Origin of the sequence: Massilia sp. CT11-137 (assembly GCF_047302885.1) — a bacterium.
Lineage (GTDB): Bacteria > Pseudomonadota > Gammaproteobacteria > Burkholderiales > Burkholderiaceae_D > Telluria > Telluria orientalis.
This window is the reverse complement of sequence record NZ_JBKYMP010000002.1, coordinates 1,045,086-1,068,392: the sequence shown is the minus strand read 5'-3', so window position 1 is coordinate 1,068,392 and position 23,307 is coordinate 1,045,086. Positions and strand designations below refer to the sequence as shown.

Annotated in this window: 19 protein-coding genes; 10 read left to right on the top strand and 9 right to left on the bottom strand. The window is 67.4% G+C overall.

Going from position 1 to position 23,307, the window contains the following annotated elements; genetic code table 11:
• Window positions 1-25 precede the first annotated feature (25 nt).
• From nirB to ACEN98_RS21520, 4 genes are all read right to left on the bottom strand, one after another.
• A complete protein-coding gene (gene nirB / locus ACEN98_RS21535; RefSeq protein ID WP_413387006.1) occupies window positions 26-2,563 on the bottom strand; it encodes a nitrite reductase large subunit NirB in 2,538 nt (845 codons plus the stop codon).
• A gap of 29 nt (window positions 2,564-2,592) precedes the next feature.
• Entirely contained in the window at window positions 2,593-3,888 is a 1,296-nt protein-coding gene (locus ACEN98_RS21530) for an MFS transporter (protein ID WP_413343013.1), read from the bottom strand.
• A 277-nt stretch (window positions 3,889-4,165) separates the two neighbouring features.
• The gene (locus tag ACEN98_RS21525; protein ID WP_413387005.1) at window positions 4,166-5,347 is read right to left on the bottom strand and encodes a CmpA/NrtA family ABC transporter substrate-binding protein; all 1,182 of its coding nucleotides are present in this window, start codon (window positions 5,345-5,347) and stop codon (window positions 4,166-4,168) included.
• A gap of 16 nt (window positions 5,348-5,363) precedes the next feature.
• A complete protein-coding gene (locus ACEN98_RS21520) occupies window positions 5,364-6,005 on the bottom strand; it encodes an ANTAR domain-containing response regulator (RefSeq protein WP_413387004.1) in 642 nt (213 codons plus the stop codon).
• A gap of 197 nt (window positions 6,006-6,202) precedes the next feature.
• On the opposite strand from ACEN98_RS21520, the gene ACEN98_RS21515 reads away from it, so the two are divergent.
• The 3 genes from ACEN98_RS21515 to ACEN98_RS21505 all read left to right on the top strand — a co-directional run bounded on the left by ACEN98_RS21515 (window position 6,203) and on the right by ACEN98_RS21505 (window position 9,229).
• Complete coding sequence (locus tag ACEN98_RS21515) at window positions 6,203-6,460, top strand: hypothetical protein (RefSeq protein WP_036229690.1); 258 nt, start codon at window positions 6,203-6,205, stop codon at window positions 6,458-6,460.
• Window positions 6,461-6,480: 20 nt separating this feature from the next.
• Window positions 6,481-6,651, top strand: coding sequence for a hypothetical protein (locus ACEN98_RS21510; protein ID WP_156403645.1), 171 nt, complete (start codon window positions 6,481-6,483; stop codon window positions 6,649-6,651).
• A gap of 217 nt (window positions 6,652-6,868) precedes the next feature.
• A complete protein-coding gene (locus ACEN98_RS21505) occupies window positions 6,869-9,229 on the top strand; it encodes a prolyl oligopeptidase family serine peptidase (protein WP_413389069.1) in 2,361 nt (786 codons plus the stop codon).
• A gap of 116 nt (window positions 9,230-9,345) precedes the next feature.
• Here ACEN98_RS21505 and ACEN98_RS21500 read toward each other — a convergent pair whose 3' ends face one another.
• Window positions 9,346-10,548: a urate hydroxylase PuuD gene (locus ACEN98_RS21500; RefSeq protein ID WP_413387003.1), complete on the bottom strand. Its 1,203-nt coding sequence runs from the start codon at window positions 10,546-10,548 to the stop codon at window positions 9,346-9,348.
• 119 nt (window positions 10,549-10,667) lie between these two features.
• Between ACEN98_RS21500 and ACEN98_RS21495 the strand changes: the two genes are divergently transcribed.
• Window positions 10,668-11,606 carry a LysR substrate-binding domain-containing protein gene (locus ACEN98_RS21495; RefSeq protein ID WP_056123089.1) on the top strand — a complete coding sequence of 313 codons (939 nt, stop codon included), beginning with the start codon at window positions 10,668-10,670 and terminating at the stop codon, window positions 11,604-11,606.
• Between the two features lie 24 nt (window positions 11,607-11,630).
• Here ACEN98_RS21495 and ACEN98_RS21490 read toward each other — a convergent pair whose 3' ends face one another.
• On the bottom strand, window positions 11,631-12,053 hold the full coding sequence (locus ACEN98_RS21490; RefSeq protein WP_413387002.1) for a hypothetical protein: 423 nt from the start codon (window positions 12,051-12,053) through the stop codon (window positions 11,631-11,633).
• Between the two features lie 244 nt (window positions 12,054-12,297).
• On the opposite strand from ACEN98_RS21490, the gene ACEN98_RS21485 reads away from it, so the two are divergent.
• The 5 genes from ACEN98_RS21485 (at window position 12,298) to ACEN98_RS21465 (ending at window position 16,590) form a co-directional block, all read left to right on the top strand.
• Complete coding sequence (locus ACEN98_RS21485; protein ID WP_413389068.1) at window positions 12,298-12,783, top strand: RNA polymerase sigma factor; 486 nt, start codon at window positions 12,298-12,300, stop codon at window positions 12,781-12,783.
• Window positions 12,780-13,451, top strand: coding sequence for a zf-HC2 domain-containing protein (locus tag ACEN98_RS21480; protein ID WP_413387001.1), 672 nt, complete (start codon window positions 12,780-12,782; stop codon window positions 13,449-13,451). Before ACEN98_RS21485 ends, ACEN98_RS21480 begins: the two co-directional genes overlap by 4 nt.
• A complete protein-coding gene (locus ACEN98_RS21475; protein WP_413387000.1) occupies window positions 13,448-14,755 on the top strand; it encodes a S8 family peptidase in 1,308 nt (435 codons plus the stop codon). The genes ACEN98_RS21480 and ACEN98_RS21475 overlap by 4 nt, the downstream gene beginning before the upstream one ends.
• Window positions 14,701-15,420, top strand: a complete 720-nt coding sequence (locus ACEN98_RS21470; RefSeq protein ID WP_413386999.1) for a TorF family putative porin — start codon at window positions 14,701-14,703, stop codon at window positions 15,418-15,420. Before ACEN98_RS21475 ends, ACEN98_RS21470 begins: the two co-directional genes overlap by 55 nt.
• Window positions 15,421-15,495: 75 nt before the next feature.
• A complete protein-coding gene (locus ACEN98_RS21465; RefSeq protein WP_413386998.1) occupies window positions 15,496-16,590 on the top strand; it encodes a TIGR03118 family protein in 1,095 nt (364 codons plus the stop codon).
• A gap of 3 nt (window positions 16,591-16,593) precedes the next feature.
• Here ACEN98_RS21465 and ACEN98_RS21460 read toward each other — a convergent pair whose 3' ends face one another.
• Window positions 16,594-17,883 (bottom strand): NRAMP family divalent metal transporter, encoded by a 1,290-nt coding sequence (locus tag ACEN98_RS21460; protein ID WP_413386997.1) that lies wholly within the window; start codon window positions 17,881-17,883, stop codon window positions 16,594-16,596.
• 185 nt (window positions 17,884-18,068) lie between these two features.
• On the bottom strand, window positions 18,069-19,874 hold the full coding sequence (locus tag ACEN98_RS21455) for a DUF885 domain-containing protein (protein WP_413386996.1): 1,806 nt from the start codon (window positions 19,872-19,874) through the stop codon (window positions 18,069-18,071).
• A gap of 232 nt (window positions 19,875-20,106) precedes the next feature.
• On the opposite strand from ACEN98_RS21455, the gene ACEN98_RS21450 reads away from it, so the two are divergent.
• The gene (locus tag ACEN98_RS21450) at window positions 20,107-21,312 is read left to right on the top strand and encodes an ammonium transporter (RefSeq protein WP_413386995.1); all 1,206 of its coding nucleotides are present in this window, start codon (window positions 20,107-20,109) and stop codon (window positions 21,310-21,312) included.
• Window positions 21,313-21,327: 15 nt separating this feature from the next.
• On the opposite strand, the gene ACEN98_RS21445 is transcribed toward ACEN98_RS21450, so the two are convergent.
• A complete protein-coding gene (locus ACEN98_RS21445; RefSeq protein ID WP_413386994.1) occupies window positions 21,328-23,304 on the bottom strand; it encodes an MHYT domain-containing protein in 1,977 nt (658 codons plus the stop codon).
• Window positions 23,305-23,307: the final 3 nt, after the last annotated feature.

The window sequence follows — 23,307 nt, the reverse complement described above, 5'->3', positions numbered from 1 at the left end:
TTGTTCTCCTGTTCCAGTCGTTAAATCAAGCTGCTGCAATCGGGATGACGCGGCGGCGTTCTTCCGGCGTGGCCGGGCGGATCTGGCCGCGCTCCGCCATGAACACGACGTTGTCGTCCGTGCCCTCGGTGTTGACGAAGCTGCGGAAGCGCTGGCGCACGGCCGGGTCTTCGACGGCGTTCTTCCACTCGTCGGCGTAGGTGTCGACCACGCGCTGCATGTCGGCTTCCAGTTCGGCGGCGATGCCCAGCTTGTCGTCGACGACGACCTGCTTCAGGTAATCCAGGCCGCCTTCCAGGTTCTCGCGCCACGTGCTGGTGCGCTGCAGGCGGTCCGCCGTGCGCACGTAGAACATCAGGAAGCGGTCGACCAGCTTCACGACCGTCGCTTCATCCAGGTCCGACGCGATCAGTTCCGCGTGGCGGGGCTTCATGCCGCCGTTGCCGCACACGTACAGGTTCCAGCCCTTCTCGGTGGCGATCAGGCCCACGTCCTTGCCCTGCGCCTCGGCGCATTCGCGGGTGCAGCCGGAGACGCCGAACTTGATCTTGTGCGGCGCGCGCAGGCCCTTGTAGCGGTTTTCCAGCGCGATGGCGAAGCCGACGGAATCGCCCACGCCGTAGCGGCACCACGTCGAGCCCACGCACGATTTCACGGTACGCAGCGACTTGCCGTAGGCGTGACCGGATTCGAAGCCGGCCGCGATCAGCTCTTCCCAGATCGCCGGCAGCTGGTCCACGCGGGCGCCGAACAGGTCGACGCGCTGGCCGCCCGTGATCTTGGTGTACAGGCCGTATTTCTTGGCGACCGCGCCCACGGCGATCAGGCCGTCCGGGGTGACTTCGCCGCCCGGCATGCGCGGCACGACGGAATACGTGCCGTCCTTCTGGATGTTGCCGAGGAAGTAGTCGTTCGAATCCTGCAGGCTCGCGTGCTGCGGCTTCAGCACGAAGTCGTTCCACGTCGACGCGAGGATGTTCGCGGCGACCGGCTTGCAGATGTCGCAGCCCAGGCCCTTGCCGTGCTTGTGCAGCAGTTCGCCGAAGCTCTTGATGCCGCCCACGCGGATCAGGTGGTGCAGTTCCTGGCGCGAGTACGGGAAGTGTTCGCACAGGTGGTTGTTGACGGCCATGCCGGCCTTCGCCATCTCGGACTTCATGATCTGCGTGACGAGCGGCACGCAGCCGCCGCACGACGTGCCGGCGTTCGTGCACGACTTGATCGCGCCGATGTCGCAGGCGCCCCCTAGAACCGCGTCGGCGATGACGCCCTTGGTGACGGCGTTGCACGAGCAGACCTGCGCGCTTGCCGGCAGCGCGTCGACGCCCAGCGCCGGACGCGCACCGCCCTCGAGCTGCGGCAGGATCAGGAATTCCGGCGCTTCCGGCAGCTCCATATCGTTCAGCATCATCTGCAGCAGGCTGCCGTATTCGGCCGCGTCGCCGATCAGCACGGCGCCCAGCAGCTTCTTGCCGCAGTCGGACACGACGATCTTTTTATAGACCTGCTTGCGCTCGTCCGTGAACTGGAAGCTGCGTGCGCCCGGCGTGTTGCCGTGGGCGTCGCCGATCGACGCGACGTCCACGCCCATCAGTTTCAGCTTGGTGCTCATGTCGGCGCCGGCGAACGCGGCTTCCTGGCCGATCAGCGCGCGCGCGACGATGCGGGCCATTTCGTAGCCCGGTGCGACGAGGCCGAACGTCTGGCCGCCCCACGAGGCGCATTCGCCGATGGCGTAGATGTGCGGGTCGGAGGCGAGGCACGCGTCGTCGATCGCGATGCCGCCGCGCGGGCCCAGTGCCAGGCCGGCGGCCTTGGCCAGCTCGTCGCGCGGGCGGATGCCGGCCGAGAACACGATCATGTCCGCTTCGAGGAAGCTGCCGTCCGCGAATTCCATGCGGTGCGTGGCCGACTCGCCGTCGACGATCTGCAGCGTGTTCTTTTGCGTGTGGACGTTGACGCCCAGCTCTTCGATCTTCCGGCGCAGCACGCGGCCACCCAGGTCGTCGACCTGCACGGCCATCAGGCGCGGCGCGAATTCGACGACGTGCGTGTCGAGGTTCATGTCGCGCAGCGCCTTGGCGCATTCGAGGCCCAGCAGGCCCCCGCCGACGACGACGCCGGTTTTCGAACGGGCGCCGCATTCCGTCATCTTTTCCAGGTCTTCGATGGTGCGGTAGACGAAGATGTCGTTGCGCTCCTTGCCCGGGACCGGCGGCACGAACGGGTAGGAACCCGTCGCGAACACCAGTTTGTCATACGAGAGCACTGCGCCATCGGCCAGCGTGACGGTCCGGGAGTCCCGGTCGACGGCGACGGCCTTCGCGTTCAGCTTCAGGTCGACCTGGCCCGCGTGCTGTTCGAAGAAGCCCGGTGCGACGAGCGACAGCTGGTCGGCCGTGGTGCCCGAGAAGAACGAGGACAGGTGCACGCGGTCGTAGGCCGGGCGCGGTTCCTCGCACAGCACGGTGACGTGGAAATGGGCATCCTGCTTGGCTTCCGCGAACAGGGTTTCGAGGAACTTGTGGCCTACCATGCCGTGGCCGATGACGATCAGTTTCATGTTGCGACTCCTATGCTGCAATAACGTGTTCAGGCGGCGGCGGGTGCCGGCGTTTCGGGGACGGTCAGCGTGAAGCGCACGCCGATGGCGCACAGCGCCGCGACGAGGACGGCGCCGCCGAGGATCATCAGGGTCTGGCGCACGTCGCCCGTGCCCTTCATCAGGAAGCCGGCCAGCACGGCGCCGACGTTGCCGCCCGCGCCGACGATGCCGGCCACGCCGCCCAGTGCCTTGCGGCTCACGAACGGCACCAGGGCGTAGGTCGAACCGCACGCCATGTGGGTGCACAGGCCGAAGGCGAGCATGGCGACGATGGCCAGCGTGACGCTCGTGGTCTGCGAGAACCACAGCAGGCCCAGGCCCTCGCCCAGCATCAGGACGAACAGCAGGTTCACGCGGGAATTCAGGTCGCCCCTGGCCGCGACCTTGTCCGAGATCCAGCCGCCCAGGGCACGGGCGAACAGGGCCAGCAGGCCGAAGCTGCCGGCGGCCATGCCGGCCTGTTTCAGCGACAGGCCGAAGTGGTCGACGTAATAGGTGGCGGCGACGTTGTGGATGAACAGTTCGATGCCGAAGCAGGCGCCGTAGGTAATGAACAGCAGCCAGGCGCGGTAGTTGCGGCAGGCTTCGAAGAAGCTCGCCCAGCCGCCCTTGCCGCCCGCTTCGAACGGCACGCCGGCCGCGCGCAGTTCGGTGAAGTTGCCTTCCGGGCAATCCTGGGTGAACTTGTAGTAGACGACGGCCATGATGAGCATCAGCACGCCCGGCACGACCAGGGCGGCACGCCAGCCCATCGTCTCGTTCACGCCCAGCATGATCATGGCGCCCATGATCAGCGGCATCGTTGCCTGCGCGACGCCGCCGCCGCTGTTGCCCCAGCCGGCCGATGCCGCGTTGGCGGTGCCGACGACCTTCGGGCCGAACATGACGGAGGTGTGGTATTGGGTGATCACGAAGCTGGCGCCGACGGCACCGATGCCGAGGCGGAACAGCAGGAAGCTTTCATAGCTCTGGGCCATGGCAACGCCCAGCACGGGGATCGCGCCCAGCGCCAGCAGGCCGGTGTAGGCCTTGCGCGGGCCGAAGCGGTCGCACAGCGGGCCGATGATCAGGCGCACGATGATGGTGATGGCGACGGCCGCGATGTTGATGTCGGCGATCTGGCTGACCGACAGGTGGAACTCGCCCTTGATCACCGGCATCAGCGGTGCGCAGGCGAACCAGGCGAAGAAGCAGACGAAGAAGGCCACCCAGGTCAGGTGGAATGCGCGCATCTGGGGCGTATCAAAGGAGAATAGCTTGATACTGTTTGCTTTGCCGGCCATGTTGTTATTCCCTTCTTGAAAACGAAAAGGCGCCCGCTGCCTGGCCGCGAAGACGATTCCAGAAATCGTTCAAGCGGGTGCAGCGGACGCCGTTGTCCTGTTGCCGGTCCCTCGTTGGACCGGCTCTTGTTTACTCAGGGATCGCCGTTGATCCTTTACCTCCGTATTTGCAAGACCCGTGCCAGATGGTTTTCAGGGGGAAGATCGTATTGACCGGGCCTGGCACGCTTCATTGCAGTGCACCATGCACGCTTATGAGGCGCTTGAATGAGCACCATCAAGATGCGAAACTGGAAAACGCGGTGCGGCGGATGGGAAAGGATGAGATATACGCGTCGGGCGCGAGGCCGTCCCAGACCTTGCCGTCCATGAGCACCGAGCGGCGCATCAGGCTCGACGACGCCGGCACGCCCGCCAGCACGGCCGCCTCGCGGTACAGGCCCACGCGGTTCACGCGCGCGGCCACGGCCGCGTAATCGACGTCGTCGCGCAGCAGGCCCCAGCGCCGGTGCTGGGTCATGAACCACATCGCGTCGGACAGGTACGGAAAATTCGCCTCGCCCTCGTCGTGGAAGCGCACCGGATCGGGATCGATCCAGCGCTTGCCCAGGCCGTTGTCATAATCGCCATGCAGGCGCGCGGCGATGGCGCGGCGGTCCGCGTTCACATAGGCGGGGCTGGACAGCACCTCGGCCGCCACGTCGCGGTGCTCCGGCGATTCGTCGAGCCAGCGCCCCGCCTCCAGCACCGCCGCGACCAGCGAGCGGCACGCATGCGGGTTCGCGTCCACGAAGGCGGCCGTCGCGCCGAGCGCCTTGCCGGGATGGTCGGGCCAGATGTCCTGGCTCGTCGCGACGGTGAAGCCGCTGCCGTCCAGCTGGGCGCGGGCGCTCCACGGCTCGCCGGCGCAAAAGCCGTCCATGTGGCCGGCCGCCAGGTTCACGGCCATCTGGCTGGGCGGGACCGTCACCACTTGCGCGTCGCGCACCGGATCGATGCCGCCCGCCGCCAGCCAGTAATACAGGAACAGCGCGTGGTTCCCGGTCGGGAAAGTGTGCGCGAACGTGTAGCGGCGCCCGCCCTTGCGCATCGCGGCGGCCAGTGTGCCGAGGTCCGTCACGCCCTGGCGGGCCAGCGCGCGCGACAGGGTAATCGCTTGGCCATTACGCGATAAATTCATCAGCACGGCCATGCGCGTGGGGGGACTCCCGATGCCGTTTTCCACGCCGTACAGCAAACCATACAGGACGTGCGCCGCGTCGATCTCGCCCTGCAGCAGGCGGTCGCGCATGCCCGACCACGAATGCTGGCGCGCGAGTTCGAGCTTGATGCCGTATTTGTCGTCCAGCCCGAGCACGGACGCCATCACGAGGGACGCGCAATCGGTCAGGGGCATGAAGCCGGCCCTGATCACGGTCTTTTCCGGCCGGTCCGAACCGGCGATGAATGCGTGAGCCATCGTTTCCTTTGCTGTTTTAGCCGAGTAGATCCTCGACGTCGAGGATGCGCTGGGCGACTTCGGCCAGCTTGAGCTTCTTGTTCATCGCCATGGTGCGCAGACGCTGGTAGGCCTCGTCCTCCGTCAGCCGGTTGCGCGCCATGAGCACGCCCTTGGCCCGTTCGATCAGCTTGCGGTCGGCGAGCTGGCGGCGCGTGTCGGACAACTCGTCCAGCAGCTTCTGTTCGCGGCGGAAGCGCTTCATGGCCACGTCCAGCACGGGTTTCACGCGCTCGGCCTGCAGGCCGGCCACGATGTACGCGGTGACGCCCGCCTCGATCGCGGCATCCATGCTGGACGACGTCTGGTCGTCCGTGAACAGGACGATGGGCCGCGGCTCGTCGCGCGTGGCGATCACGATGTGTTCGAGGACGTCGCGCGCGTCCGATTCGCTGTCGATGATGATCATGTCCGGCTGGATCTGGGCGATCCGTTCCGGCAGGAAGATGTCGGCAGGCAGCGACGCGACGATGTCGTAGCCCGATTCCAGCAACCCGATGCGCAGGGCCGTGTTGCGCCTTGCCTGCGCGGCGAGCGTGACCTCGTCCGCGGCAGCGCTGGACGCGGTGTTGACGACGACGATGCGCAGGGTGCGCTGGACCTTGGACGGCGGTTTCATGCCCTTTGGATATGCAAGTTCCGGGCCAGCCGATCAGATATTCATGTTTCCTATGTCCGCAGTGCGAACCAACATTAGTTGTCGCACAGAAAATATTCACGAAACGCATGGGGAGCATCACAAATCAAAAGTTCATTTATGACGCGGTTGTCCCTATACTGCATCGCAACACGACAGATTTCTCACCGGAGATGACCATGAACACCGCAACGATCAACCAGGCACAGAACAAGACTCTGCGCCAGCACATTGCCGACACCCTGGGCAAGATCCGCACCTTTGCGATCGAACTGTACGAAGCGCACGGCGGCCTGATCGTGCCCGACGCCGCCCAGCCGGGCAGCGGCGCCCTGGCCCGCCGCAAGATGCAGCAGCAGGCCGGCATCATCATCCTGGGCCCGTTCTGCGCAGCCGCGCTGGCTCCGGAAGCCGTCCGCGAAACGCCGAACAACTAATCAAGCCAAGGATACAGATCATGACCCCGTTCGAATACCTCACCGTCGCCATCGCTGCCGCCGCCGTCGTCACCCGTATCGTGATGTTCGTGCGCAACCCGTCGCTGACCGCGCCGTCCGAACTGTGGCTGGCGCAAGAGCCGACCGAACTGTGGATGGGCGAGTACGCGAAGCCGAAGGCAGCCGCGTAACAGCAAGCCCACCCCATCGTCTCCACACGCCCGGCATTGGCCGGGCGTTGTCTTTTGTGCGCCGCAATATCGTTAATGGCCGCCACCGTACTTACGCACGCGCGCCACTCCCGCCAGCGAATCCACACAGCACCATAGTCGGCTGCGCTAGAATGCTTTTTTGCAATTTCTGACCAAGAAAAGCATTCTTGTTCTTCATTTATCCACCCGACTGATGATGCGACTTCCTGTCCTTACCGTTCTCGCCGCACTGCTGGCGCTACCCGCTGCCGCCTCCACACCCGTGACCCTCGACCAGGCCATGGCCAACCCCGACTGGATCGGTCCTCCCGTGGAAGCGGCGTGGTGGAACTGGGACGGCAAGCAGGTCATCTACAAGCAGAAGCGCGCCGGTTCGCCCCTGCGGGACACCTACCACGTGAACGCGGCGAAGGCCGGCACGGCGGCACAGGTGACGGACGCCGAACAGGCGAAGCTGGACAGCCCGGAAATGCTGTACAACCGCGCCCGCACCCGCGCCGTCATCGTGCGCAACGGCGATTTGTTCGAGCGCGACCTCAAGTCGGGCGCCCTCGTGCAGATCACGCGCGGCAACGGCGTGGCGATCCAGGCCGTCCAGTACACGGCCGACGAGCGCGGCGTGCAGTACCGCATCGGCGACGACTGGTTCGCGTGGGATCGCACCGACCGCGTGGCCGGCCCCGTCGCCCTGCCGCGCGCCGCCAAGGATCCGAACGTGACGGAAGCCGACGCGCTGCGCGACATGCAGCTGCGCCTGTCGACGATCCTGAAGCGCCAGAAGGACGAGCGCGACGCCACCCGCGCGCAGGCCGAGGAACTGCGCCGCGCCGACCCGACCCGCGCGCCCGCGCCGATCTACCTGGGCGACAAGGTCGCGATCCTGAACAGCGCGCTGTCGCCGGACGGCCGCTGGCTGCTCGTCGTCACGGGTCCGAAGAACGCGGACAAGGGCCGCGCCGGCAAGATGCCCCGCTACGTGACGGAAAGCGGCTACGAGGAATTCTCGGAAGAGCGCACGCGCGTGGGCCGCAACAACCCCGCGGGCCACGGCCTGAAACTCGTGAACCTCGCCACGCGCGAGGTGAAGGACCTGGCGCTGGACGCCCTGCCCGGCATCGCGGTCGACCCGCTGGCCAGGCTGCGCGCGGAGCACAAGCTCGATCCGCTCAAGGGCAACCGTCCGGTGATGATCGGCTTCGACGGCGAGGCGATCACGTGGAGCCAGGACGGCGCCAACGTGGCCGTCATGTTCCGCTCGGTGGACAACAAGGACCGCTGGATCGCCACCGTCGACCTGCCGCGCGCGGCGCTCCAGCCGGTGCACCGCCTGACGGACGAGGCCTGGGTCAACTACGACAACAATGAATTCGGCTGGCTGCCGGACGGCTCCACCCTGTGGTACCTGTCGGAAGAAAGCGGCTACGCGCACCTGTACGTGCGCGACGCGGCCGGCCGCACGCGCGCGCTCACGCAAGGGCGTTGGGAAGCGGGCGACGTCGCATGGTCGGCGGATGGCCGCACGGCCTGGCTGCTGTGCAACCGCAAGGCGCCGCACACGTACGAGGTCTGCGCCGTCGATGCGAAAGATGGCACCACGCGCGAAATCAGCAGCCTCGCGGGCGTGCAGGACTTCCGCCTGTCGCCGGACCAGAACAAGCTGCTCGTCCACTATTCCGGCCCGTACCTGCCGGCGCAGCTCGCGACCGTGCCGTCGCACGGCGGCGAGGCCGTCAGGCTGACGGACACGCGCACGCCCGAGTTCAAGGCGCGCGAATGGATCCAGCCGCAATTCGTGACGATCCCATCGACGCATGGCGCCGATCCGATCTGGGCCAAGCTGTACCGCCCCGCGCGGCTGGAGCCGGGTAAAAAATATCCGGTGGTGATGTTCGTGCACGGCGCGGGCTACCTGCAGAACGTCACGCAGCGTTACACGCCGTACTTCCGCGAGCAGATGTTCCACAACCTGCTCGTGCAGAACGGCTACGTCGTCCTCGACATGGACTATCGCGCCTCGAAGGGCTATGGCGTCAAATGGCGCACGGCGATCTACCGCCAGATGGGCCATCCGGAACTGGACGATTACCTGGACGGCGTGAACTGGATGATCGCGCACCAGCAGGGCGACGCGGCCCGCGTGGGCGTCTACGGCGGCAGCTACGGCGGCTTCATGACCCTGATGGCCATGCTGCGCGCGCCGGACGTCTTCAAGGCCGGCGCCGCGCTGCGCCCCGTGACCGACTGGACGACGTACAACCACGAGTACACGGCCAACATCCTGAATACGCCGGACCTGGATCCGGAAGCCTATAAAACGTCGTCGCCGATCGAGTACGCGCAGAACCTGAAGGGCCACCTGCTGATCGCGCACGGCATGGTCGACGATAACGTGTTCTTCCAGGACTCCGTGCGCATGGCGCAGCGGCTGATCGAATTGAAGAAGGACCACTGGGAACTGGCGCCGTATCCGCTGGAGCGGCATTCGTTCGTGCAGCCGGAGGCGTGGTATGACGAGTATCGGCGGATCTACCAGCTGTTCGAGCGGACGCTGAAGTAAAGAAGGACGTCAACCTAAAAACCGTCGTCCCCGCGCAGGCGGGGACCCAATTTCCGCATGCGTTATCGGGACGCGTACAAATCAGGTTCCCGCCTGCGCGGGAACGACGTGCCAGCTTATTCGGTCTTCGCCCCCGCCTCGAACCACCTCCCCACCTCCGCCCTTTCCGCCTCCGTCATATTGGTCATGTTCGCCAGCGGCATCGCCTTGAGCTGCACGGCCTGCTGGTAGATGCGGGGCGCGTTCCGGGCGATGCCGTGCGCGTCGTCCAGCATCACGCCGGCCGGCGCGCTCGCGAACCCGGGCTGCGTCGGATGCGCCGCGTGGCACGACACGCAGCGCGCGCGCAGGATCGTCTCCACCCGCGCAAACGGCACCGTCCCCGCCGACACGCCCGGCCGCGGCGGTGCCAGCAAAATCGCAAGCCCCAGCAGCAGCGCCACACCGATCGCCGGATACACCCACTCGACGCGCCCCTTGTGGCGCAGGTTGAAGAAGTGGCGGATGAAGACGCCGGCCGCCATGATGGTACCCAGCACGGCCCATGCGTGCGGGTGGCGGTAGGTCATCGCGAAGTGGTTGCTGATCATGATGAACAGCACCGGCAACGTGAAGTAGTTATTGTGGACGCTGCGCTGCTTGCCGCGGATGCCGTGGACGGGATCGGGCGTCAAGCCCGCGCGCATCGCCTCGACCATCTTGCGCTGCCCCGGAATGATCACCATCGCCACGTTCGCGACCATGATCGTGCCGATCATCGCGCCCACGTGGATGTAAGCGGCGCGGCCGCTGAGGAAGTGCGTGAGCACCCATGCCGCGCCGACCAGCAGCGCAAAGACCACGACGCCGAACGCGAGATCATGCTTGCCGAGAGGTGAACGGCACAGCAGGTCGTACACGACCCAGCCGGCGACGAGGCTCCCGAGCCCGAGACCGATCGCCTGCCAGCTCGACAAATCGGCCACTGACCGGTCGACCATCATCGCCTGCGCATTCAGCCAGTACACGATGACGAGGAGCGCAAAACCCGACAGCCACGTCGAATACGCTTCCCATTTGAACCAGTGCAGCTCCGCCGGCAGCTCGGCCGGCGCGACGAGGTATTTCTGCGGATTGTAGAAACCGCCGCCGTGCACGGCCCACAGCTCGCCCGCCACGCCCTTCTGCGCGAGATCGGAACCGGCCGCCGGCGGACGCAGCGAATTGTCCAGCCAGACGAAGTAGAACGACGCGCCGATCCAGGCGATGCCGGTGATGACGTGCAGCCAGCGCACCAGCATGTTCATCCATTCGAGACCATACGGGACCAGGTATTCCATCGAGGCTCCTCAGCGTGACCGGCAGGCGACACCGCCGTCGATATAGTTTCTAGAACATGAAAAATATCGTATATTTAAAATCAGACTACGTATATAACAATTCCATCAAAAACTCTCCCATGTCCAGCCTGCCCCAGCACCTCGACCTGCACCTGATCCGCATCCTTTATCTGCTGCTCGTCGAGAAGAACGTCTCGCGCGTCGCCCTCAAGTTGAACCAGCCGCAACCGTCGATCTCGGCGTCGCTGCGCAAGCTGCGCGAGCTGACGGGCGACCCGCTGCTCGTGCGCGGCGCGCGCGGCATGGTGCCGACGCAGCACGGCGAAAGCCTGCTCAAGCCGGCCAAGCGCATCCTCGACGAGACGGAGAGCCTCTTTGTCCGCAAGACGCCGTTCGTGCCGGAACAGGCCGACCGCACGTTCCACATCGCCGCGCCCGACTACCTCGACACGCAGTTCCTGCCGGGCGTCGTCGCGTCGATCCGGCGCGGCGCGCCGAACAGCCGCGTGACCATCCACCACCTGGGGCCGGGCACGGACTACCTGCGCATGCTGTCGGACGGCGAAATGGATCTCGTCATCGCCAACTGGGACGAGCCGCCCTCGCACCTGCACATCTCGAAGCTGTTCGAAGACCCGATCATCTGCACGATGCGTGCCGACAGCGCCTACGCCAAGCGCACGGCGGCCGACGCGATGACGGTCGAGGACTACCTCACGCTGCCGCACATCGCGCCGACGGCGATGCTGCCCGGCTACCACGGCGTGATCGACGCCTTCCTCGAGCGGCAAGGCATGCATCGCAAGGTGGCCGTGGAATCGCCTTATTTCGGCCTGATTCCGTACATGCTCACGCAGACGGACCTCGTGCTGACGACGGGCCGCCAGTTCATCCGGTTCTACGAAAAGACGCTGCCGCTGAAAAACTTCACGGTGCCGATCAAGTTTCCGCCGATGCGTTTTTATCAACTGTGGCACCAGCGCGTGCACCAGTCGCCGGAGCACAAGTGGCTGCGCGACCAGGTGACGGCCGCGGCCAAGGTGGTGGTCAACCGGTAGGCACGCGTGGGCACAGGGTGCGCCCTACTGCTTGGCTTCCTGGCCTTTCTGCGCCTGCATCTCCTGCAGTTTCTGCTGCATCTGCGCCGTCATCTGCTGGAAGTGCACGGCCAGCCGGCGGCATGCGTCCCGCTTCGCTTCGCACAGCACTTTCATCTCGACGAACGTGCCCTCGTCCGTCTTGCGGACCAGGCGCCGCACGACGGCCGGGTAGGCTTCATGTCCTTGCGGCACGAACGACCACACGGCCACCTCCGGTTTCTGGATGGCGTACGTGGTCCAGCCGCCCGGATGGGAGAGCTTGGCGTCCGGATTCTTTTGCAGTGCGGCCAGGGCATCGGCGACTTTCTTGTAGCCGAGCGGACGGGGCTCCTGCTTCGACTGGGCGTGGGCCGCGCCGGAGAGGACCAGGGCGGCGGCGAGGACGGGAATGGCAAATCGTTTCATGGGGCAAGAATGAATTAGCATGGCGACATCGTGACATGCCCGGCGCGTCCCAGCAACGCCGATTCGTGTAAAAATCACATGCGGCAAAAAATATTTGCGGAACGCATGAACCTTGGGGCGGCCGGCGGGTATTCACCGCAAAACAGCAGAGAGCGCATGCGTGGACGGAAAGATTGAAGGAGTGGCCGTGAACGAGGCCAGCCTGGTGGGTCGGATTGCGGCCGGGGACCGGCGCGCCTTCGAGATGCTGTACCGCGCGTACTTTCCGCGCCTGGCGCGCTTCCTCCAACGGATGACGCGCAGCGTGCCGCTGATCGAGGAAATCGTCAACGACACCCTGCTCGTCGTCTGGCAGAAGGCCGCCACGTTCGACGGCAGTTGCAAGGTGTCGACCTGGGTGTTCGCGATCGCCTACCGCAAGGCCTGCAAGGCCCTGCACGCGCTCGACGAACCGCTGGATGCCCCGGCCGACGAGTGCGCGGCGGACGACGCGGGCCGGCCCGACTGGCGCTTCGAACAGCAGCGCCTCGCGCACGCCGTCGACGCCGCCGTCGCCACGTTGCCGCTGGCGCAGCGGGCCGCCTTCCAGCTGACCTTTTATCACGACATGGGTTACGCAGAAATCGCAGAAATCATGGAATGTCCCGTCAACACCGTCAAAACGCGCCTGTTCCACGCGCGCCGCCGCCTGGCAACGCTGCTGGAAGACCAGCTGGAGATCCGGCCATGAACGCTCGCACCGATCACCTCGACGCGCAGGACGCGCTGCCCTGGCTCGCGAACGGCACCCTCGCGGGCGCCGAACTGGAACGCGTGCAGGCGCACGTGGCCACCTGCGCGCACTGCCGCGCCGACCTCGCCCTGCTGCGCACGGTGCATGCGGCCGGGCCGGGCCCGGACCTCGACTTCGATCCGGACCGCGCGCTCGCGCGCTTGATGCCGCAACTGGATGCGCCGCAACTGGATGCGCCGCAACTGGATGCCGCACCGCCGCAGGCAAAGACCGGCCCGCTGCAACGCTGGCGCGACCGCGTCGCCGCCAACGACCGCACGTGGCTGCGCGCCGCCGTCGCCTGCCAGTTCGGTGCGATCGCCGTGCTGGCCGCATTGCTGGCGCGCCCTTCCGGGCAGCCAGATTCGCCGGACAGCTACCGCGTCCTCGGCGCCGCCGGCGCGAACGGCATGGCGCGCGTCGTCGTGACCTTCCGGCCCGACACGCCGGAGGCGGAACTGCGCCGCATCGTGCGCGCCAGCGGGGCGCGCATCGTCGGCGGGCCGACCGTCACCGATGCGTGGCTCGTCGGCGCGGACGGCCGGCTCGACCCGGTGCTGGCCCGGCTGCGGGCGGAGCCGGCGGTGACGCTGGCCGAACCGCTCGTCGTGGACAAGCAGCCGTGAAAACCGCCCTTCTCGCCCTGGTCGCGGTGTTGATCGCGTTCGCCTGCGTGGTGCCGCGCGCGAGCGCGGATGCGCAGGCGGCCACGCACCCGGTCTCGACGCCGGCGCCGGCGGCGCGACAGGTGCTCGTGATGCTGCGCATGCCGTCGCCGCACTTCCGGCCCGACGGCGCCTACGGCGGCGGCTACACGGAGGACGGCACCCGCGCCGCGCGCCGCCGCGTCGCGCGCGACCTCGCCGCCGCCTATGGCCTGCGCGTCGTCGACGACTGGCCGATGCCCGCCATCGGCATCGACTGCTTCCTGATGGAGGACACAGGCACGGGCCCCGTCGACCGCCTGCTCGACACGCTCGCGCACGACCCGCGCGTCGCATGGGCGCAGGCGATCCAGGACTACCACGGCCTGGCCGAAGGCGACCCGCTGCTGCCCGTGCAGCCGGCCACGCGCGCCTGGCAGCTGCCCGCGCTGCACCGCGCCAGCACGGGTCGGGGCGTGACGGTGGCCGTCATCGACAGCGGCGTCGATGCGAACCATCCCGACCTCGACGGCCAGATCAAACTGCGCCGCAACTTCGTCGATGCGTATCCGGACGGCGCGGAAGCGCACGGCACGGCCGTCGCCGGCATCATCGCCGCGCGCGAAGGCAATGGCCTGGGCATCGCGGGCATCGCGCCGGGTGCCAAACTGCTGGCCCTGCGCGCGTGCTGGGAGACGGCCGGGCCGCCCGCCCGCTGCAACAGCTTCACGCTGGGCAAGGCGATCAATTTTGCGCTGATGAGCGATGCGCGCGTCATCAACATGAGCCTCGGCGGCCCGCGCGACCGGCTGCTGGAAGCCCTGCTCGACGCGGCCCTCGCGCGCGGCGTGACGCTCGTCGGCGCGGCCGATCCGGCGCAGCCCGACGGCGGCTTTCCCGCGTCGCATCCGGGCGTCATCGCGGTGGCGTCCGACACGCAGCGCGCGCCGCCGCCCGGATCGCTGCGCGCGCCGGGGACGGACGTGCCCACGTCGCTGCCGGGTGCGCGCTTCGGGCTGGTGTCCGGCTCGTCGTACGCGTCGGCCCACGTGGCGGGGCTCGCGGCACTCGTGCTGGAACTGCGTCCCGGGACGACGCCCGCCAGGCTGCGGGCCGACCTCGACGGCGGCGCGCGCATCCTGCCCGCCGCGCTGGCCTCCGGCGCCGGACAAGCTGGTAGCATAGACGCCTGCGCCGCCGTTACGCGCGCCGCCGGAGCCTGTTTCTGCCTATGCCCATCGACGACCACGACCGCCAGCCTTCCTTCCCCGCGCCCGCCGCACTGAAATCCGTCGCGGGCGCGTTTGCCCTCCTCCTCGTCGCGCTCGCGGCACCTGGCGCAGTGGCCCAGACCAGTGCCGACCTCTCCGTCGTATCCGAATACGCGATACGCGGCGTCTCGCAGGGCCGCAATCCCGCCGAGCAGCTGCGCGTGGACCACGACTTCGACGGCGGCTGGTATGCCGGCACCTTCGCGTCGCCCATCGAGCTGTACGGCCGCGGCCAGGGCCTGCTGATCGTCTACGGCGGGCGCGCGCTGCCGCTGACGACGCGGCTGTCGTGGGACGCCGGCGTCACGCGCACGATCTATCTGCGCAACCACGAAGTCGACTATCACGAGTTCTACGCCGGCCTGACGTACGACCGCGTCAACGCGAGAGTCTCGTATTCGCCGGCGTATTACGGCGGGGGCCGCACGGTGTACCTCGACCTGAACGGCGGCATCCCGCTGGGCGAGCGCGTGGCGCTGGCCCTGCATGCGGGGCTGCTGCATCCGCTCGATATCGATTACCGCTGGAGCGACCGGGACCGCGCGGACCTGCGCGCCACGCTCGCGTACGACACGGGCGACTGGCGCCTGCAGGCCGGCGTGCAGACCCTCGTGCACAGCGGCGGCACCGGCCTCCCGCGCGCCCGCGCCCTGTTCGCCGGCGCCAGCCTGCGCTTTTGAAAGTACCCGCGATTCGATTGAACCTTGCGCGTGGACGGGGGCATTAACGTCGTCCCCTTTCCATGAGGTGCAATCATGAACCTGCAATCGAATCCGGCCGTGCGCCTCCTGTGCGGCATCGTCCTCGGCGCCGCCGTGGCGGCCTGCGGCGGCGGCGACGACCATCCGATGACGCCGCCCGTCACCATGCCGCCGGCGATCACGAGCGCCTTCACCACCACGGCCCTCGTCACCGACCAGTCCAGCGGCGCGGCCCACACCGACACCCACCTCGTCAACGCGTGGGGCCTCGCATTCAATCCGACGGCCTTCGTCTGGGTCGCGAATAACGGCACGGCGACGTCGACGCTGTACGACGGCAACGGCGTGCCGCAGACGCTCGTCGTCGCGGTCCCGGCCGGCGTCACCGGCATCGTGTACAACGGCACTCAGGACTTCAAGGTGACGCAGAACGGCGTGACGGGTGCCAGCCCCTTCATCTTCGTGGGCGAGACGGGCACCGTGTCGGGCTGGTCGCCGGCCGTGAATCGCACGAACGCCGTGACGGCCGTCGACACGGGCGGCAGCGCCGTCTACAAGGGTCTCGCCATCGGCGCGTTCTCGGGCGCGAACTACCTGTACGCGGCCGATTTCCACAACAACCGCATCGACGTCTACGACGCCAGCTTCCAGAAAGCCACGCTGCCCGGCGGCTTCACCGATCCGAACCTGCCGGCCGGCTACGGGCCGTTCGGCATCCAGGCCATCGGCGACCGCATCTACGTGGCGTATGCGCAGCGCGAGGCGGCAGGCAACGACGAGGTCAAGGGCGCGGGACTGGGCGTGGTGGACGTGTACGACACGGGCGGCGTCTTCCTGCACCGGCTGGCGGCGGGCGGTGCGCTGAATGCGCCGTGGGGCATGGCGCTGGCGCCGGCCAACTTCGGGGATTTCAGCAATGCGGTGCTCGTCGCGAACTTCGGCGACGGCAAGATCAACGCCTACAACCCGTCCAACGGTGCGTTCATCGGCACGTTGTCGAAGGCCGACCGCACGCCGATCGTCATCGACGGCCTGTGGGGCATCGCGTTCGGCAACGGCGTGCAGAACCAGCCGACGAACACGCTGTTCTACACGGCGGGGCCCGCCGACGAGTCGCACGGCATCTACGGGCGGATCGACATGCAGTAAGCGTCAAAGGAACGACGCGAACATGGCGATCGTCGCCGCCGCCATCACGCCCGTGCACAGCCAGCCCATGGCGCGCAGGCGCGGCGCGATCGTCAGGTCGCCCATGATGCGCGGGCTGGACGCCACCAGCATCATGATCGCCATCACCGGCACGGCGATGACGCCGTTCAGCACCGCGCTCCAGTACAGCGCCTTGATCGGGTCGATCGGCATGAAGTTGATGCCGACGCCGGCCAGCGTGGCGACGATGATGATGCCGTAGAACTTGCGCGCGGCCGAAAACTCCGCGCCCAGGCTGCTCTTCCAGTGGAACGTGCCGGCCATCGCATACGCGGCGGAACCGGCCAGCACGGGGATCGCGAGCAGGCCCGTGCCGACGATGCCGAGCGCGAACAGGACGAACGCGAGTTCGCCCGCGACGGGTTTCAGCGCCGACGCGGCCTGCGCCGACGACTGGATGTCGTGCACGCCCTGCGCGTGCAGGGTGGCGGCGGTGGTGAGCATGATGAAGAACGCGACGCCGTTCGACACGGCCATGCCGACCAGCGTGTCGAAGCGGATGCGGCGGAACTGGCCCCTGGCCTGGTCGGGTGCGCGCCGCAGCGGCTCCGCGCGGTCGTCCGCGCGGAGTTCTTCGACTTCCTGCGACGCCTGCCAGAAGAACAGGTAGGGACTGATCGTCGTGCCGAACACGGCGACGATGGTGGTCAGGTAGTCCCTGTTCCACGCGATATGCGGCCACACGGTGGTCTTGAGCACCACGCCCCATGGCACGTGGACGACGAACACGGTGGCCACGTACGCGAGCAGCACGAGCGTGAGCCACTTGAGCAGGTTCACGTAGCGCTGGTAAGGGATGAACACCTGCAGCAGCACGGACAGCACGCCGAAGCCGACGGCATACCACAGCGGCCGGCCGGGCGCGACGAGCGACATCGCCTCGCCCATCGCCGCCACGTCGGCCGCGATGTTGATGACGTTCGCGACGAGCAGCAGCCCGACGATGCCCCACACGACCCCGCGCGGCGCATAGCGCTGCAAATTGGTGGCGAGCCCGCGCCCCGTCACGCGGCCGATGTTGGCGCTGATGACCTGGATGGCGGCCATCAGCGGATACGTGAGCAGCAGGGTCCACAGCAGGTTGAACCCGAACTGGGCGCCGGCCTGCGAATACGTGGCGATGCCGCTCGGGTCGTCGTCGGCCGCGCCGGTGATCAGGCCCGGACCCAGCTTCGACAGCCAGGTCGAGGCTTCCGGCGACGGCGGTGCGATGGTGGTTTCATCGGATTTCATGAAACCCATCATGCACCCATGTGGGGCGGGAATATGTACGGTTGCGCACACTGTGCGAGGACCGTAATCTCAACCGACGTCGTCCCCGCGGAGGCGGGGACCCAAGTTTGCATGCATTACGGCACGCTTAAAACTTGGGGGGATAGCGCCGGGGGCGCTATCCCGCCTTCGCAGGGGCGACGGTTCTATTTTTCCGACTGAATCCACTTCTCCACCTGCGCCTGCAGGATCGGCAACGGCAACGTCCCATCCCCCAGCACCACCGCGTGGAATTTCGCGAAGGTGAACTTCGGCCCCAGCGCCTTCTGCGCCCGCGCGCGCAGGTCGAGGATCTTCAGCGCGCCCACCTTGTACGCCAGCGCCTGGCCCGGCCACACCATGTAGCGCTCGATCTGGTTCGCCGCGCGCGCCTCGCTGTAGCCCAGGTTGTCCATCATGTACTTGACCGCCCGCTCGCGCGACCAGCCCTGCGCATGCATGCCCGTGTCGACGACGAGGCGCACGGCGCGCAGCAGCTCGTCGTTCAGGTGGCCGTAATACGCGGACGGATCGTCGTACAGGCCGAAGTCGCGGCCCAGCGTCTCGCAGTACAGCGCCCAGCCTTCCGTGTAGGCGGCGGCGCTCGGGTGCTCGGTGAAGAACTTGCGGAAGTCCGGCAGCGGCAATTCCTTCAGCAGCGCCGCGTGCAGGTGGTGGCCCGGCACGCCCTCGTGCAGCAACAAGCTCGTCATGCCGACCGTGCTGTACTCCTTCGGGTCGTTGACGACGGCCCAGAACACGCCGGGATGCGAACCGTCGGCGGCGACGGGCGTGTAGTGGTCGGACGCCGTGGCGCGCGTCAGTTCCGGTTCCAGCTGGATGTCCAGTTTCGCCTTCGGCAGCAGGCTGAAATACTGCGGCAGCTTCGCTTCGACGACGCCGTAGATGGCACGGTAGCGCTCCAGCACCTCCTGGTCGGTCTTGAACGGCTTGAAGCGCGGCTGCGCGGCCACCCATTGCGGGAACGTGTTCAGCGGGCCGTCGTAGCCCAGCTTCGGCGCCAGGGTCGCCATCTGCTGCTGGATGCGCGCCACTTCCTTCTCGCCCAGTGCGTGGATCTCGGCCGGCGTCAGGTCGAGGTTCGTGTTGTTGCGGATGCGGGCCTGGTACCACGCGGCGCCATCCGGCAGCGCGCCATAGCCGGCCGTCGTGCGGCCCGCGTGCAGGTAGTCCTTCTCGAGGTAGGTGTTCAGGCGCGCGAGCGCGGCGTCGATCTTTTGCGCCGCCTGGCGGTAGCCGGCCGTGAGCGATTTTTTATCGGCGTCGGAGAAGCCGGCCGGCAGGTTCCTGATGGGCGTGTAGAAGATGCTCGCTTCCGCGTCGCGCGCGGCCAGCTGGCGGAACTGCGGCAGCATCTTGGCCGTGATCGCCTTCGGCTGCACGACGCCCTTTTTCACGCCCTCTTTCATGTTGGCGATGGCCTGGTCGATCCATGCCGGCAGCTGCTCCAGGCGCGACAGGTACGCGCGGTACTGGGCCGGCGTCGCCAGCGGCTGCGAGCCCGTGCCGCTCGCGTAATTGGCCAGGTTGCTCGGGATGTTGTCGAAGTGGTTCAGCGGCAGCAGGTGCTCGGGAAAGCGCGCGAGGTCGAGCTGGGCGCGGATCTCGAAGGCGAGGATGTCGTAGTTCAGGCGCGCCTTCTCCGACAGGTGCGCCTTGTCGACCTTCTGCAGGTCGTCCAGCAGCCTGTGATTCTGCGACATATAGCGGGCGCGCACCTTCGGGTCGATCGCCATGCCGATCTGGTCGTCGTAGCGGCTGTCGCCGTTCGCGGTCGCGTACAGCAGCGGGTCGAAGCGGGCGCGCGCATCGTAGAATCTCGCAGCGATGCGGTCGACCTGGCGTTCGGCCGACGACGCGGATACGGAAGTTGCGGCGGCGTGGGCGGACAGGATGGGTGCGCCGGCCGACAGCAAAGCCGCGAGGATGGCGGCATTGAGAGTGCGGTTCATGGGTCTCCTTTGTGAGGTTATTGCTTGACAGCATACTACGGGGAACCCCTCGATTGCCGGATCGACCACACCTCCCCATTTTGGCGCAAATACGCACCGCAACGGTGCTTGTGCACGCTTGCGGGGCAATCCATCCGGCATGCCCACCGGGAGTGCGCCTCTTCACCAAATTGGAACGTTTATTGCTATCCAGAAGTGCAATCAGACCAACTTGCACTTTTTTGGAGTACGCATGGATGCATTCAAAAGCGGAGCGGACGCGCTCTTCATCTTGCTCGGCGGGATCATGATCCTGGCGATGCACGCCGGCTTCGCCTTCCTGGAACTGGGCACGGTACGCCGCAAGAACCAGGTCAACGCCCTGGTAAAAATCCTGATCGACTTCGCCGTTTCCACCATCGCCTACTTCTTCGTCGGCTATGGCATCGCCTACGGCATCCACTTCATGGGCGCCACCAGCACCCTCGTCGCCAAGAACGGCTACGAACTGGTGAAGTTCTTCTTCCTGCTGACGTTCGCCGCCGCGATCCCCGCCATCATCTCGGGCGGCATCGCCGAACGCGCCAAGTTCCACCCGCAGATGGCCGCGACCGCCCTGCTCGTGGGCCTCGTCTATCCGCTGTTCGAAGGCATCGCCTGGAACAACCGCTTCGGCATCCAGGACTGGCTGACGGCCATCTTCGGCGCGGCGTTCCACGACTTCGCCGGTTCCGTCGTCGTGCACGCCGTCGGCGGCTGGGCCGCGCTGCCGGCCGTGCTGCTGCTGGGCGCGCGCCGCGGCCGCTATACCAAGGATGGCCGCATCTCGGCGCACCCGCCGTCGAACATCCCGTTCCTCGCGCTGGGCGCGTGGATCCTCACGGTCGGCTGGTTCGGCTTCAACGTGATGAGCGCGCAGACGCTGGACAAGATGAACGGCCTCGTCGCCGTCAACTCGCTGATGGCCCTCACGGGCGGCACCCTGACCGCCTTCGTGCTGGGCAAGAACGACCCGGGCTTCGTCTACAACGGCCCGCTGGCCGGCCTCGTCGCCGTGTGCGCGGGCTCGGACCTGATGCATCCGATGGGCGCTCTGGTGACGGGCGCGATCGCGGGCGCGATCTTCGTCGTGATGTTCACGCTGGCGCAGAACCGCTGGAAGATCGACGACGTGCTGGGCGTGTGGCCCCTGCACGGCCTGTGCGGCGCGTGGGGCGGCATCGCGGCCGGCATCTTCGGCAGCCAGGCGCTGGGAGGGCTCGGCGGCGTGTCGCTCGCGTCGCAGATCGTCGGCACCCTGCTGGGCGTCGCCATCGCCGGCATCGGCGGCATCATCGTCTACGGGTTGTTGAAGGCGACCGTCGGGCTGCGCTTGGACGCCGAACAGGAATTCGACGGCGCCGACCTGGCCATCCACCGCATCAGCGCCACGCCGGAACGCGAGACCACGTTCCAGTAGGCGCGCCAAATAAGGTCACGCTTCGCGCGCGGTGGCGACGAGGCGCCGGATCGCGGCCGCCAGCGCCGCCGGCTCCACGGGCTTGGCGAGATAGTCGGTAAAACCGGCCTGCAGCGCCTTGGCGCGGTCGTCCTGGCGGGTGAACGCCGTCAACGCGATGGCAGGAACGTCCGCCGTGGCCGCGCGCCGGCGGATGCGCCGCATCAGTTCGAAGCCGTCGACTTCGGGCATGCCGACGTCGCTGACGATCACGTCCGGCACCTCGCGCTCCAGCAGGGCCAGCGCGGCGCTGGCGCCCGGCGCCGTCATCGTGGCGGCGCCGCTGTACGACAGGATCTGTTCCAGCACGTCGAGCGTATCCGGCGCGTCGTCGATCACGAGCACCCGCACGCCGGACAGGTCGGCCAGGACGTCCGCGCCCGTCTGCGCCATCGGAAGCACGCCCGTTCCCGGCAACGTGACGGCGCTCGGGCGCGCCAGCGGCAGGCGCACCGTGAACGTGGTGCCCGTGTGCAGGCCGGCGCTGTCCACGGCGATCGTCCCGCCGTGCAGTTCGACGAGCTGCCGCGCGATCGACAACCCCAATCCCAGGCCGCCGTGCTGGCGCGAGATCGACGCATCCTGCTGGCGGAAGCGGTCGAACACGTACGGGAGGAAGTCCGGCGCGATGCCGATGCCCGAATCGATCACGCGGATCACGGCGTCGTTGCCGTCGCGCCCCAGCAGCACCTGCACGCTGCCGCCCGTTGGCGTGAACTTGACCGCGTTCGCCAGCAGATTCCACAGCACCTGCTGCAGCCGGCCCGGATCGGCGCGCACTTCGAGCGGCAACGTGCCCGGCTCGCGTCCCAGGTCGGCGCGCAAGGCGATCATCTTGGCCGCGGCGGCCGGGTGCACGGTGCCCAGCGCCGCCTCGATGATGCGGGACGGGTCGACCGTCTGCACGTCCAGGCGCACGGTGCCGGAAATGATGCGGCTCATGTCGAGCAGGTCGTCGATCAGCTTGCCCTGGGCGCGCGCGTTGCGCTCGATCGTCTCCAGGGCCCGTATCATGGTCGCCTCGTCCTTCACGCCCCGCTGCAGCATGCCGGCCCAGCCGAGGATCGCGTTCAGCGGCGTGCGCAGCTCGTGCGACAGGGTGGCGAGGAATTCGTCCTTCAATGCGGACAGGCGTTCGGCTTCGTCGCGCGCGACGCGCTCGCGCTCCAGCAGGTGCTGGCGCTCGGCGGACGTGGCCTGCGACATGGCGAGGATGCGCGCATTCGCTTCCAGCCGCGCGTCGAACACGGACGCGATGAGGGCCAGGCCCAGCACGCAGAACGTGGCCAGCACGACGAGCGTGGCGAGGCTGTCGCGATGCACGCCGACGCGCGCGGCCATGCACACGCTGTCGGCCGGGAAGTTCGCGGCCGCCATGCCCGTGTAATGCATGCCGACGATGGCGCAGCCCATCACGACGGCGGCGCCGATGCGCGGCACCCACACGTCCGGCGTGCTGCGGCGCAGCCGGAGCGCGATCCACAGCGCCAGCGCCGACGCGCCCACGGCGATCAGCACCGAGAGCGCGAACAACAGCGGGTCGTATACGATCCCGGGCTGCATGCGCATGGCGGCCATGCCCGTGTAATGCATCGCATTGATGCCGGCGCCCATGATGACGGCACTGACGCCCAGGCGCACCGGGCCCAGGTTCGCGCGGCTCACCTGCCATAGCGCGAGGCCGGACGCGGCGATCGGCAGCACCAGCGAGACGAGGGTGATGGGGATGTCGAAAGCGATCGGGATCGGGAGGCGGAACGCCAGCATCCCGACGAAGTGCATGGCCCAGATCCCGGATCCCATCGCGATCGCGCCGCCCAGCATCCAGGCGAATTTCGTCCGCCCGGTCGCTTCCGCCACCCTGCCCGCGAGGCTGAGGGCGGAATACGACGCGACGATCGCGACAAGGATCGAAATCAGGACGAGCGGGGTTTCATAGTATCCGGTCAGCATCGT

Bases quoted from the DNA above. Each gene is read 5' to 3' on its own strand.
- nirB (WP_413387006.1), bottom strand. From the start codon at position 2,563: ATGAAACTGATCGTCATCGGCCACGGCATGGTAGGCCACAAGTTCCTC.
- ACEN98_RS21530 (WP_413343013.1), bottom strand. From the start codon at position 3,888: ATGGCCGGCAAAGCAAACAGTATCAAGCTATTCTCCTTTGATACGCCC.
- ACEN98_RS21525 (WP_413387005.1), bottom strand. From the start codon at position 5,347: ATGGCTCACGCATTCATCGCCGGTTCGGACCGGCCGGAAAAGACCGTG.
- ACEN98_RS21520 (WP_413387004.1), bottom strand. From the start codon at position 6,005: ATGAAACCGCCGTCCAAGGTCCAGCGCACCCTGCGCATCGTCGTCGTC.
- ACEN98_RS21515 (WP_036229690.1), top strand. From the start codon at position 6,203: ATGAACACCGCAACGATCAACCAGGCACAGAACAAGACTCTGCGCCAG.
- ACEN98_RS21510 (WP_156403645.1), top strand. From the start codon at position 6,481: ATGACCCCGTTCGAATACCTCACCGTCGCCATCGCTGCCGCCGCCGTC.
- ACEN98_RS21505 (WP_413389069.1), top strand. From the start codon at position 6,869: ATGCGACTTCCTGTCCTTACCGTTCTCGCCGCACTGCTGGCGCTACCC.
- ACEN98_RS21500 (WP_413387003.1), bottom strand. From the start codon at position 10,548: ATGGAATACCTGGTCCCGTATGGTCTCGAATGGATGAACATGCTGGTG.
- ACEN98_RS21495 (WP_056123089.1), top strand. From the start codon at position 10,668: ATGTCCAGCCTGCCCCAGCACCTCGACCTGCACCTGATCCGCATCCTT.
- ACEN98_RS21490 (WP_413387002.1), bottom strand. From the start codon at position 12,053: ATGAAACGATTTGCCATTCCCGTCCTCGCCGCCGCCCTGGTCCTCTCC.
- ACEN98_RS21485 (WP_413389068.1), top strand. From the start codon at position 12,298: ATGCTGTACCGCGCGTACTTTCCGCGCCTGGCGCGCTTCCTCCAACGG.
- ACEN98_RS21480 (WP_413387001.1), top strand. From the start codon at position 12,780: ATGAACGCTCGCACCGATCACCTCGACGCGCAGGACGCGCTGCCCTGG.
- ACEN98_RS21470 (WP_413386999.1), top strand. From the start codon at position 14,701: ATGCCCATCGACGACCACGACCGCCAGCCTTCCTTCCCCGCGCCCGCC.
- ACEN98_RS21465 (WP_413386998.1), top strand. From the start codon at position 15,496: ATGAACCTGCAATCGAATCCGGCCGTGCGCCTCCTGTGCGGCATCGTC.
- ACEN98_RS21460 (WP_413386997.1), bottom strand. From the start codon at position 17,883: ATGAAATCCGATGAAACCACCATCGCACCGCCGTCGCCGGAAGCCTCG.
- ACEN98_RS21455 (WP_413386996.1), bottom strand. From the start codon at position 19,874: ATGAACCGCACTCTCAATGCCGCCATCCTCGCGGCTTTGCTGTCGGCC.
- ACEN98_RS21450 (WP_413386995.1), top strand. From the start codon at position 20,107: ATGGATGCATTCAAAAGCGGAGCGGACGCGCTCTTCATCTTGCTCGGC.
- ACEN98_RS21445 (WP_413386994.1), bottom strand. From the start codon at position 23,304: ATGCTGACCGGATACTATGAAACCCCGCTCGTCCTGATTTCGATCCTT.